The organism is Methylobacterium persicinum, from assembly GCF_022179525.1.
Classification (GTDB): Bacteria; Pseudomonadota; Alphaproteobacteria; order Rhizobiales; family Beijerinckiaceae; genus Methylobacterium; species Methylobacterium persicinum.
The window spans coordinates 76,308-87,829 of the sequence record NZ_BPQX01000030.1; the positions used below are offsets into that span (position 1 = coordinate 76,308).

Sequence of the window (11,522 nt, forward strand, 5' to 3'; positions counted from 1 at the left end):
CGACACGTGGCTCGCAGGGAATGTCGCGGGGTTCCCCTCTCCCCGCCTGCGGGGAGAGGCCCGCCGACACCTCGTCGTGTCGGCGGGAAGCGGAGGCGAAGCCGGAGCGGCGGTGAGGGGGCTCACAGGATGAGCCTCGTCCGGCCGACCCCCTCACCCCCGGCTGCCGCCTCGCTTCGCCCCCTACAAGGGGGGCTCAGCCCTCTCCCCGCCAGCGGGGAGAGGGGATGCGTTCCCTAAAGCAGCGCCTTCACCAGCTCCCGGAACCGGTCGCCACGCACCTCGAAGTTGCGGAACTGATCGTAGGAGGCGCAGGCCGGCGAGAGCAGGACCACGGGTTCCGGCGCCCCGGAGGCGGCGGCGTTCTCCGCGGCTTTCTCCACCGCCACGTCGAGGGTGCCGCAGCGGGTAAAGGGCACCGCACCCTCCAGGGTCGCGGCGAAGGCGTCGCTCGCCGCCCCGATCAGGTAGGCGTGGGCCACCCGCTCGAAATACGGGACCAGGGGGAAGATGCCCCCGTCCTTGGCCTTGCCGCCGAGGATCCAGTGGATGTCCCGGAAGGCGGTGAGGGCCTTCTCGGTCGAATCGGCGTTTGTCGCCTTCGAATCGTTGACGAACAGGACAGAGCCCCGGCGGCCGACCTCCTCCATCCGGTGCGGCAGGCCGGGGAAGGAGGCGAGCCCGGCCCGGATCGCCTCCGGGGCGAGGCCCAGGGACCGGGCCACCGCGACCGCCACCGCGGCGTTCTGCCAGTTGTGGGCACCCCGCAGGGACCCGATCCCGTTCACGTCGGCGAGGTCTTCCCCCGAGGCGTCGCGGACGATTCCCTCGCTCACCGAAAGTCCCTCGGCGGGGGCCGGACCGGAGCCGACATGCACCCGCACCAGCCGCTCCCCCCGGCGGTCGGCGATGGCCCGGCTCGGGGCGTCGTCGATTCCCACCACGGCCAGATCCGCCCCTTGGATCAGGCGCTCCTTGATGCCCGCGTACTGCTCCATCGTGCCGTGGCGATCGAGGTGGTCGGGGGTGATGTTCATCAGCACCCCCACGCCGGGATCGAGGGTGGGCGTCAGGTCGATCTGGAAGGACGACATCTCGATCACGTGGACGCGCGCCGGATCCGGCGGCTCCAGGGACAGAATCGCCGTGCCGATATTGCCGCCCATCTGCACGTCGCGCCCGGCTTGGCGCAGGACATGGGCGATGAGGGCGGTGGTGGTGGACTTGCCGTTGGTGCCGGTGATGGCCACGAACGGAGCCCCCGGCGCCCGGGCCCTCCGCTCCCGGCAGAACAGCTCGATATCGCCGATGATCGCGATGCCGGCCTCCCGGGCCAGCCGCACCGTCCAGTGCGGCTCGGGATGGGTCAGCGGCACGCCGGGCGCGAGGATCAGGGCGGCGAAGCCCGACCAGTCCTCGCCCCGCAGGTCGGCGGTGGGGATGCCCTCGCCTTGCGCCTTGGCGACGCCCTCGGCGCCGTCATCCCAGGCCACCACCTGCGCCCCGCCGGCGATCAGCGCCCGGGCGGTGGCGAGCCCCGACCCGCCGAGGCCGAACAGGGCCACACGCTGGCCAGGAAAGGTGGTGACGGGGGTCATGGGTCAGCTCAAGCAAGGCTACGACGGCACGGGACTGCCGCTCCCTGCTCCCGCCTCATCCCGAGGTGCCCGCGACAGCGGGCCTCGACGAAGAGCTCCAGGGATCGCGGGGGGATCTGGAGGGCTCCTTCGAGGCCGCTCCGCAGCACCTCAGGATGAGGGGAATGCCGGGAATGGCCGTGTTCCGAAGGTGTTACACCACCTGCTCGCGCGAATCGACGTCACCGAAGCTTGAGCGTCGCGAGACCGGCCATGGCCAGGATCACGGCGATGATCCAGAAGCGGATCACGACCTGAGGCTCCTTCCAGCCCTTCTGCTCGAAATGGTGGTGGATCGGCGCCATGCGGAAGACGCGCTTGCCCGTCAGCTTGAACGAAGCGACCTGGATGATGACCGACATCATCTCCAGGACGAACAGGCCCCCGACGATCGCCAGGACGATCTCGTGCTTGGTCGCTACTGCGATGACGCCGAGGAGGCCGCCCAGCGAGAGGGAGCCCGTGTCGCCCATGAAGATCTGCGCGGGCGGCGCGTTGAACCACAGGAAGCCGAGCCCTGCCCCGATCACCGCCCCGCAGACCACGGCGAGTTCACCCGTATCGCGGACGTAATTCACCTGCAGGTAGCTGGCCGTGAAGGAGTTGCCGACGAGGTAGGCGATCATGCCGAAGGTGGCGCAGGCAATCATCACCGGGACGATGGCGAGGCCGTCGAGGCCGTCGGTCATGTTCACGGCATTGCCGGCCCCGACGATCACGAAGGCGCCGAACAGGGCATAGAACCAGCCGAGGTTGAGCAGGGCATCCTTGAGGACGGGGAAGGCGAGCTGGTTCTGGAGGCTCGCGGGCGAATAGGCCGAGATCGTCACGCAGGCGGCCAGGGCGATCAGACCTTCCAGGCCCAGGCGGAACTTGCCCGAGAACCCCTTGTGCGATTGCTTCGTGACCTTGAGGTAGTCGTCATAGAAGCCGATGGCCCCGAAGCCGAGGGTCACGGTGAGGGTCACCCAGACGTAATGGTTGCGCGGGCTCGCCCAGAGCAAAACCGCCACGATGAACCCGGCCAGGATCATCAGGCCGCCCATGGTCGGCGTGCCGCGCTTAGTAAGCAGATGGGTCTGCGGCCCGTCCTCGCGGATCGGCTGGCCCTTGCCCTGGCGCAGGCGCAGCAGGGAAATGATCCATGGCCCGAACCAGAACACGAACAGGCCCGCGGTGAACATCGCGCCGCCGGTCCGGAAGGTGATGTAGCGGAACACGTTGAGCGGCGTGAAGGTGCTGCTCAGATCCGAAAGGAGATAAAGCATCCGGGCGCTTGGCCCCTCTGTTCAGGCGCGGGTGGCGGCGGGGCCGCCCAGGGAATCGCGGCGCGTCTGCGGCGCCGCGTAACGGGCTTTGAGCGCCTCGACAATCCGGCCCATGCGGCTGCCGTTGGAGCCCTTGACCATCACGGCGTCGCCCGGCCGCAGGGTCTTGGTGAGGGGCTCGACCAGATCGACGGAGGTGTCGGCGACGGCGCCGCGGTGGCGGACGGGCAGGGCCTCGTAGAGATGGCGGGTGAGCGGCCCCGCGGCGAAGACGAGGTCCACGCCGGCCGCCTCGACCGCCCCCGCCAGATCCCGGTGCAGGTCGGGGCTCGCGGTGCCGAGTTCCAGCATGTCGCCGAGCACCGCGATCCGGCGCCCCCGGGGGCCGGTCTCGATCCCGGCGAGGGTCGCCAGCGCCGCCCGGACGGCGGCCGGGTTGGCGTTGTAGCTCTCATCGACGAGCCAGGCGGTGCCGCCCGGCATCTCCAGCGCCGTGCGCTCCCCCCGGCCGGCCGGCGGCGACAGGGCGGCGAGCGACAGGGCCGCTGCGGCGAGGTCGGCCCCGAGGGAATGGACCACCGCCATCACCCCGAGGGAGTTGAGGGCCGTATGCCGCCCGGCCATGCCGAGCTTGTAGGTGACGGGCTGGCCCATCACGGAGGCATCGACCACCGAAAGGTCCGGGCGCAGGATGATCCGGTTGGCGCGCACATCCGATTCCGGATGTTCGCCGAAGCTCACGATCCGCCCTGCCCCCGAGGCCATGGCGTGGGCGGCGAGGCGGGCGAAATGCGGGTTGTCGCGGTTGAGCACCGCCACGCCGCCCGGTTCGAGCCCGGCGAAGATCTCGCCCTTGGCGTCGGCAATGGCCGAGACGGAGGGGAAGTGCTCGATATGCACCGGCTCGACGGTGACGACGAGCGCCACCTGCGGGCGGACCATCCGGGTCAGGGGCAGGATTTCGGCGGGGTGGTTCATGCCGATCTCGAACACGCCGTAGCGGGCGCTCGCCGGCATCCGGGACAGGGTCAGGGGCACGCCCCAGTGATTGTTGTACGAGGCGGCCGAGGCATGGGTCGGGCCCTGCCCCGAGAGGACGTGGCGCAGGGCCTCCTTGGTGCCGGTCTTGCCGACCGAACCGGTGACCGCGACGACCTGGGCATGGCTCCGGGCGCGGGCGGCCCGGCCGATCCGCTCCATGGCGGTCAGCACCGGGTCGGCCCCCTCCCCCGGCACGGCGAGCACCGGGCCGGCGGCCGTGAGGTCTTCCGCCCGGCCCTCGCTCACCACGGCAGCCCCGGCGCCGTTGCCGAGGGCCTGCGCGACGAAGTCGTGGCCGTCCCGGACATCGCCGCGGATGGCGAAGAACAGGTCGCCGGGCTGAAGCGTGCGGGTGTCGATGGACGCGCCGGAGATAGACCGTCGGTCGCCGATCCAGCGCCCGCCGGTGGCCGCTTCGAGGGCGTCCGGCGTCCAGAGGGGGGAATCGTCCTGCGATGGGGTCATCTCAGATCCTGTCGGAGGTGACGATGGTCCCCTCTCCCCGCAGGCGGTGAGAGGGGATGCGCTCGGTTGGGTGCGCAGACCGGACAGTCATCACGCCCCCACTTCGGCGATCGCGGCACGCAGAACGTCGTGATCCGAGAACGGGAGCACCCGATCACCCACGATCTGGCCGGTTTCGTGACCCTTGCCGGCCACCACCAGCACATCGCCCGGCCCGAGCCGCCCGACGGCCGCACGGATCGCCGCCTCCCGGTCGCCGATCTCCTCCGCGTCCGGCGCCGTATCGAGGATCGCCCGGCGGATCGCCGCGGGTTCCTCGGTGCGGGGATTGTCGTCGGTCACGATCACCATGTTCGCGAAGCGCTGGGCGATGGCGCCCATCAGGGGACGTTTGCCCCGGTCCCGGTCGCCGCCGCAACCGAACACCAGCACGAGCTGCCCCGTCGCGAAGGGGCGAAGCGCCATGAGCACTTGTTCCAAGGCCTCCGGCTTGTGGGCGTAGTCCACGAGGCACAGGCCGCCCCGGGCGATGCCGATCCGCTCCATCCGGCCGGGCACGCCGGTGAGGTGGTCGAGGGCGGCGAAGACCCCATCCGGGTCGGCGGCGCCGGCCGGCGCGGCCAGGGCGAGGCCCGCCGCCACGAGGGCGTTCTCCACTTGGAACCCGCCCACCAGGGGAAGGCTCGCCCGGTAGGTCCGGCCGCCGGCTTCGAGGGTCAGCGCCTGGGCGAAACCCTCGGTCCGGGCTTCCACGAGGCGGATGTCGTTCCCGCTCCGTCCGGTGGTGCGCACCGGACGTCCGGCGGCCGAAGCGGTGGCGATCACCCGGTCCGCGAAGGCTCCGTCCCCATTGACGACCGCCGGGCAACCCGGCGGAAGCAAATCGGTGAAAAGCCTCATCTTCGCAGCGAGATAGTCCTCGATACTCGCGTGATAGTCGAGGTGATCGCGTCCGAGATTGGTGAAGCCCGCCGCGGTCAGCTGCACCCCGTCGAGGCGCCGCTGCTCGATGCCGTGGGAGGAGGCCTCCATGGCGAGTTCGGTGATTCCCTCGTCGGCGAGGCGGGCGAGGGTCTCGTGCAGCGTCACGGGATCGGGGGTGGTCAGGGAGCCGTATTGCGCGCCCCGGTTGGTGACGATGCCCACCGTCCCGAGGCTCGCGGAGTCCCGGCCCATCCGTGAGAAGATCTGACGGACGAAGTCGGCGACCGAACTCTTGCCCGCGGTGCCGGTGACGGCGAGCACGGTGGCGGGCTGGCGTCCGGAGAACCGCGCGGCGGCGAGGGCCAGGGCCCGGCGGGCGTCGGGCACGGCGATCCACGCGGTGGTGTCGGGCAGGTCGGCGGGCCGGTCGCCCTCCCCGGCCACGGCCAGGGCCCCCGCCTCCGCGGCCCTGGCGGCGAAGAACCGCCCATCCGCCTTCGTCCCCGGCACGGCGACGAACACGCCACCCGGGACGACCTTCCGGCTGTCGGCGGTCAGGCCGGCGACCGGCGCATCCGCGAGGGATTCGGCCTCCGGGAAGAGGGCGGCGAGGCGGGTCACGGGCCGCCCAACTGGTTGACGTGATAGGCGTTGAGCTTGACCATCTGCGGGAATGGCCGGACCGGCGCCTCGAATTGTGGCGGCAGGCCGAGGATCGGCGCGACGCGCTCGATCACCTTGCCGGTGACGACGCCGGAATTCCAGGCCGCGGTGGCGTAGCCGCCGGATTCCGGCAGGCCCTGCGGCTCGTCCATGATGGTGACGAAGAGGTATTTCGGGTCGTTCATCGGCGCCGCCGCCATGAAGGTCGTGAACAGGCGGTTCTTGTTGTAGCGCCCGCCGATGACCTTCTCGGCCGTCCCGGTCTTGCCGCCGACGTAGTAGAGCGGGACCGATGCCTTCTTCGCCGAGCCCTCGGTGGCGTTGAGGCGCATGATGAAGCGCATCGCCTCGGAGGTCTGGGGCGAGATGACGTGGGTCGACCGCGCCTTGACCGAATCCGAATCGGTTTTCAGGAAGGTCGGCGTGATCAAGTCGCCGCCGTTGATGATGGCCGCCACCGCCATGGCCGCCTGGAGCGGCGCGACGGCGATGCCGTGGCCGAAGGCGATGGTGATGGTGTTGATCTCGCTCCAGCGCGACGGGACGATGGGGGCCGCGCTCTCCGGCAACTCGGTGCGCAGCCGTTCGGTGAGGCCCATCTTCTTGAGGAAGGCCTTGTGCCCGGGCACGCCGACGCCGAGCGCCATCTTGGCCGAACCGATGTTGGACGAGTGCGTGAACACCTCCGGCATGGTGATGACCCGGTTGGTGCCGTGGTACTCGTGGATTTTCTGACGGCCCCAGTTGAGGACGCCGCCGCGGGTGTCGAACGTGGAGTTGACGTTGTACTTGCCCGATTCCAGCGCCATGGCCAGCGTCATGGCCTTGAAGGTCGAGCCCATCTCGTAGACGCCGACATTCATTCGGTTGATCCGGTCGGGCGCCAGGGCATCCTTGGGATCATTGGGGTCGAAGTCGGGCATGGAGACCAGGGCGATCACCTCGCCGGTCTTCACGTCGAGGATCATCGAGGCGCCGGCCTTGGCCTTGAAGTGCTCGATGCCCTTGGCCAGCTCGTCGCGGACGGCGAACTGGGCCCTCAGGTCGAGGGAAAGCTGGATCGGCTTGAGATCCGCCTGCTTGGCGACGAGGCCGAAGCTGTTGAGCGCCTGCAGGCCGGTGGAGTCGATGTACTTCTCCATGCCCGCGATGCCGACGCCGTCGAGGTTCGTCGCCCCCAGGATGTGGGCGGCGGCGGTGCCGTTCGGGTAGACGCGCTTGTGGTCCGGCAGGAAGCCGATGCCGGGGATGCCGAGCCGGTGGACCTCGGCCTGCTGCTTGGGCGTCAGCTCGCGCTTCACCCACACGAAGCCCGCGCCCTTGCGGTCCTTCCGCGAGGCCAGCTTGGCCCGCAGCTCCGAAGCGTTCAGCGAGGGCAGGACCGCGGTGAGCAGTTCCACCGCCTCGTCCTTGTCGTAGATGTTGCCCGGCTCGGCGAAGACCGAGACCGTGCGAATATCGGTGGCCAGGATCTCGCCGTTGCGGTCCACGATGTCCGGGCGGAAGGCGGTCGAGGAGGTCGCGGCGGCCCGGTGCTCCTGGCTCGGAGGCTCGCCGAAGATGGCCATGGTCAGGAGACGGCCGGAGATCGTGCCGAACACGCCCAGGAAGACGAGGCCGACCAAGGCCACCCGGGTATGCGACCGCTCGATGGCGAGGCGGAACATGTTGGCGATGAGGCGGCGCGTCCGCACGGCGCGGGAATCCCGGGGGGCCAGCACCTCCTCCACGGCCTGCATCAGGCGCGCGGCATCGGATTGCGAGACGGGCTCGGCGGCGGGCTCCCGTGCGGATTGCCCGGCGTGATCCGCCCGAACCTCGTCTGCTGGCTCGTCACCGGGCGTGCCGAAGACCGGCTCCCGGCGCTCCGAAAGATCCTGCGCGTCGGACAAGGGCCTACCTCGTGGCGGTCGGGGTACGGGTCGTCGTCACGGTGCGGCTGATGGCGCCCGTGGTGCGCGGCTCGGGCGTGCCCTTCTCCTTGGGCGTCGCCGTCGCCGCGAGCAGCCGGCCGATCTCGTCGCCGCGCTCGGGGCGGGCGGGTAGGTCGGCGATCCGGCCGAGATGGGCGGTGCCGATCGGGACCAGGGCAAGGTGCTTCTCCACCGCCGCCTGGAGGCGGTCCGGCCGGGTCAGCAGCTGCCACTCCGCACGCAGCACCGCGATGGCCTGCCGCTCCTTGTGCAGGGCGATCTGGACCTTGGAGACCTGACCCGCCTGGTACAGCGTGTCGTACTTGATGGAATAGGCGTAGACCGCCGAGGCCACGAGCCCGGCAATCGCCAGCAGGTTGAGCAGGCGAATCATCGGCGGACCCCTCCGCGGCTTCTCTCCGGCAGGGACGCCAGGGTCTCGAGGGCCCCGAGCGGAGCCGGGACCGGGGATTCCGTGCGCTCGACGGCGCGGAGCTTGGCCGAGCGCGAGCGGGGATTGCGGGCCAGCTCCGCCGCGCCCGGCAGGACCGGACCCTTGGTGACGGGCTTCAGGCTGCGCGGCTCCGGTCCGCCCTGGGACGGCAGGTGCCGGGAGCCCTGGTCGACGCGCCCGCTCCGGGCGGCGAAGAACTGCTTGACGATGCGGTCTTCCAAGGAATGGAACGTGACGACCGCGAGCCGTCCCCCGGGGGCGAGCACCCGCTCGGCGGCGTGCAATGCCCGGACGAGTTCGCCGAGTTCGTCGTTCACGGCGATCCTGAGCCCCTGGAACGTCCGGGTCGCCGGATGGATGTGGCTGCCGGGCTCGACGCGGACCACGCCCGCGACGATCTCCGCGAGCTGCGCGGTGCCCTCGATCCGGCCCCGGCGGCGGGCCTCGTGGATCGCCCGGGCCACGGCCCGGGAGCGGCGCTCTTCGCCATAGTGATAGATGATGTCGGCGAGCTCCGCCTCGTCCGCGTCGTTGACGAGGTCGGCGGCGCTCGGACCGTCGTTGCCCATCCGCATGTCGAGGGGGCCGTCATGGCGGAAGGAGAATCCACGCTCGGGAGTGTCGAGCTGCATCGAGGAGACGCCGATGTCGAGGACCACCCCGCCGATGGGCTCCGCCCCCGCCTCCGCGGCGAGGGTATCGAGGTCGCCGAAGCGTCCCGGCACGAGGGTGAGGCGGCCGGCCGCCTCCGCCACCAGGGCCTGCCCGCCGAGGATCGCCCGCGGGTCCCGGTCGATGGCGAGGACATGCAGGGCCGGGTCCGCGGCCAGCAGTGCCCGCGTGTAGCCGCCCGCGCCGAAGGTGCCGTCGATGATCGTTCCCTCACCCGTGGGCTTAAGGGCCTCGATTACCTCGGCGATCAGCACCGGGACGTGGGGCATGCCGGGTTGGGGATGGGGGGCCGCACCTGCCCGCGGGGGCGCGCTCCTCATGCCCCTTCCCCGCAGAAAGGAAGGCCGGAGGCGACCCGCCCGCCGAAGGGCGCGGAAGCATGGGGACGTGCGCTCACTCTCATCTCGCCCTGGTCCGGACCGCACGGGAGCGGCTCGCGTGACGGGAGCAGCGACGGAGGCGATGGGCGCGAACACCCGCGCACGGACGAGCCCTGCGGGTCCGCAGGTAACGCCCGGCGATCCGATAGTCGCCGCTGACGGGAGGGTGCCGGGTATCATGGGCCTCGGAAGGTCGTCAACGCGCGCAGGGCGCGTGCGCCACGCTCCGATGTAGAACCCGGCAAGGTTAACCGTTGGTGAGTTTTTCGGCAGTTTCCGCCGGGAATGCGGCAGCCGGCTCGCGCCGCAAGGCCCTGGCCAGACTGATGTTTTCTGCGAAAGGTGGATCAGCCGGCCTGTAAGCCGGGTTCTGTAGGGCCGGAAGGCTCGCACCTTCCGGCGTGGCAGCCATTCCTCTGGGACGGCCGTTGCCGACCGCCTCGAGCAACCAACCCGGGCGACTGGCCTGGAGAGCGGGCCTGCCCCCCTCACGGGGGACGCGCCGCCCCTATTCGGTTTTGCTCCCGGTGGGGTTTGCCGTGCCGTCCGCGTTGCCGCGTCCGCGGTGCGCTCTTACCGCACCCTTTCACCCTCACCCCGGACGAGTCCGGGGCGGTCTGCTCTCTGTGGCACTGTCCCTGGGGTCGCCCCCGCCGGACGTTATCCGGCACCGTCTCTCCATGGAGCCCGGACTTTCCTCCCCGGATCCGAAAGGATCCGGAGCGGCTGCCCGGCCGGCTGATCCGGGGGCGACATGGGCCCTCGCCGCCCGCGCGGTCAAGGGGTGCGCCGGCTCACCACGTGCCGGTGTTCTCCATGGAGGTCCACGGCTCCTGCGGTTCCTTGGCGTCGCCCTTCTGCAGGATCTCGATGGAGATGCCGTCCGGCGACTTCACGAACGCCATGCGTCCGTCCCGGGGCGGCCGGTTGATGGTGACGCCCGCATCCTTCAGCTTGCCGCAGAATGCATAGATGTCATCCACCTGATAGGCGAGGTGCCCGAAGTTGCGGCCGCCGGAATACGTCTCCGGATCCCAGTTGTAGGTTAGCTCCACGAGGGGCGACTTGCTGGCTTCGGCCCTGGCCACATCCCCGGGGGCCGCCAGGAAGACGAGTGTGAAGCGGCCTTTCTCGTTCTCGATGCGGCGCACTTCCTTCAAACCGAACGTATCGACATAGAAGGCAAGCGCCCGGTCGAGGTCGGCAACGCGCACCATCGTGTGCAGGTATTCCATGATGGATCCATCCCGTTCTTGCTGATGGCGTGACGGCAGTCTGGCCGAGACGCCGGTTGCCTTTGCGTCCGCAGAACGCGCGACGCGGCAAGCCCTTCGGTCGCCGCATCAATTAGCGCCGTAACGTTCGCGGTGTAGGCCAGTCCCACGATCCCGGCCGGCGTTTCGCCGACGGCGCCAGGGTCTGCCAATCGCGAGGGCCACCGGCCGCCTCCTTGGAGTCCACCGTTTCCCGCCGGAACGCCATTGTCTCACCGGACTGGCGTCGAGGGATCGGAAAACCATAGCCATCCCAAATGAGCGGCGCGGCCGCCACGGATCAGGCCGAAGACTCGTCACGGGTAGAAGCGAACCGTGGTTCTGGTTTGCGTCGCAGAAATCTGCTGGATCGATGAATTCGAACGGTTTCCGCTCAAATACCGCTCGGGAGGAGGGTTGAGGAGGGGCGAGAGGCGAATGTCGCCTCAGCCCGACCGGTGCCGTGGAGGCATGATATCGCTGGTTGCGCGCGTCATGGTGGCCTGGGCCACGCGTGCCCGACATGGCCCCCGGGGGCCGAGCCACAAAAGGGGGAGCTCGCTGCGCTCCATCACGGGTCTTGAACGCCGAGGGACATCCCCACCGAAGGGCATGCGCTCCATCGCATCTCGCCCGTTACTTAGAGGATCGAGTGCAAGTTTCCTTTGTCTCAATCTCTCGGAGGCCGGAGCGATGGATGACACCGCAATCGTATTAAGCTTAATGCGCTGAATGCTTGCCCCGAACGCCAGGCGGCCAAGCAGGATGCCCAGCACCTCATCAGCCCGCACGATGAATGTGCTTTACCATTAGGGCGGTGTGGTCTTAGACCTTGTTGCGGCATCGCAACAA

General features: G+C 69.8%; 8 protein-coding genes and 1 other RNA gene. All 9 read right to left on the reverse strand.

What is annotated here, in order from left to right:
• Window positions 1-236 precede the first annotated feature (236 nt).
• Window positions 237-1,598, reverse strand: a complete 1,362-nt coding sequence (gene murD, locus MFF22_RS13305) for a UDP-N-acetylmuramoyl-L-alanine--D-glutamate ligase (RefSeq protein ID WP_238249452.1) — start codon at window positions 1,596-1,598, stop codon at window positions 237-239.
• A 221-nt stretch (window positions 1,599-1,819) separates the two neighbouring features.
• Window positions 1,820-2,905: a phospho-N-acetylmuramoyl-pentapeptide-transferase gene (gene mraY / locus MFF22_RS13310; RefSeq protein WP_238249453.1), complete on the reverse strand. Its 1,086-nt coding sequence runs from the start codon at window positions 2,903-2,905 to the stop codon at window positions 1,820-1,822.
• Between the two features lie 21 nt (window positions 2,906-2,926).
• Window positions 2,927-4,411, reverse strand: coding sequence for a UDP-N-acetylmuramoylalanyl-D-glutamyl-2,6-diaminopimelate--D-alanyl-D-alanine ligase (locus tag MFF22_RS13315; RefSeq protein WP_238249454.1), 1,485 nt, complete (start codon window positions 4,409-4,411; stop codon window positions 2,927-2,929).
• 90 nt (window positions 4,412-4,501) lie between these two features.
• A complete protein-coding gene (locus MFF22_RS13320) occupies window positions 4,502-5,956 on the reverse strand; it encodes a UDP-N-acetylmuramoyl-L-alanyl-D-glutamate--2,6-diaminopimelate ligase (protein ID WP_238249455.1) in 1,455 nt (484 codons plus the stop codon).
• Window positions 5,953-7,737 carry a peptidoglycan D,D-transpeptidase FtsI family protein gene (locus tag MFF22_RS13325; protein WP_238249461.1) on the reverse strand — a complete coding sequence of 595 codons (1,785 nt, stop codon included), beginning with the start codon at window positions 7,735-7,737 and terminating at the stop codon, window positions 5,953-5,955. The genes MFF22_RS13320 and MFF22_RS13325 overlap by 4 nt, the downstream gene beginning before the upstream one ends.
• Window positions 7,738-7,894: 157 nt before the next feature.
• Window positions 7,895-8,305, reverse strand: a complete 411-nt coding sequence (gene ftsL, locus MFF22_RS13330) for a cell division protein FtsL (RefSeq protein WP_238249456.1) — start codon at window positions 8,303-8,305, stop codon at window positions 7,895-7,897.
• Window positions 8,302-9,357 carry a 16S rRNA (cytosine(1402)-N(4))-methyltransferase RsmH gene (gene rsmH / locus MFF22_RS13335; RefSeq protein ID WP_238249457.1) on the reverse strand — a complete coding sequence of 352 codons (1,056 nt, stop codon included), beginning with the start codon at window positions 9,355-9,357 and terminating at the stop codon, window positions 8,302-8,304. The genes ftsL and rsmH overlap by 4 nt, the downstream gene beginning before the upstream one ends.
• A 403-nt stretch (window positions 9,358-9,760) precedes the next feature.
• Window positions 9,761-10,159, reverse strand: an RNA gene (rnpB, locus tag MFF22_RS13340) — RNase P RNA component class A.
• A 52-nt stretch (window positions 10,160-10,211) separates the two neighbouring features.
• Window positions 10,212-10,652, reverse strand: coding sequence for a VOC family protein (locus MFF22_RS13345; protein ID WP_238249458.1), 441 nt, complete (start codon window positions 10,650-10,652; stop codon window positions 10,212-10,214).
• Window positions 10,653-11,522 lie beyond the last annotated feature (870 nt).

What these genes read in the sequence shown, in the direction of transcription:
- MFF22_RS13325 (WP_238249461.1), bottom strand. Translation starts at nt 7,737, where the DNA reads ATGCAGGCCGTGGAGGAGGTGCTGGCCCCCCGGGATTCCCGCGCCGTG.
- rsmH (WP_238249457.1), bottom strand. Translation starts at nt 9,357, where the DNA reads ATGAGGAGCGCGCCCCCGCGGGCAGGTGCGGCCCCCCATCCCCAACCC.
- MFF22_RS13345 (WP_238249458.1), bottom strand. Translation starts at nt 10,652, where the DNA reads ATGGAATACCTGCACACGATGGTGCGCGTTGCCGACCTCGACCGGGCG.
- ftsL (WP_238249456.1), bottom strand. Translation starts at nt 8,305, where the DNA reads ATGATTCGCCTGCTCAACCTGCTGGCGATTGCCGGGCTCGTGGCCTCG.
- murD (WP_238249452.1), bottom strand. Translation starts at nt 1,598, where the DNA reads ATGACCCCCGTCACCACCTTTCCTGGCCAGCGTGTGGCCCTGTTCGGC.
- MFF22_RS13315 (WP_238249454.1), bottom strand. Translation starts at nt 4,411, where the DNA reads ATGACCCCATCGCAGGACGATTCCCCCCTCTGGACGCCGGACGCCCTC.
- mraY (WP_238249453.1), bottom strand. Translation starts at nt 2,905, where the DNA reads ATGCTTTATCTCCTTTCGGATCTGAGCAGCACCTTCACGCCGCTCAAC.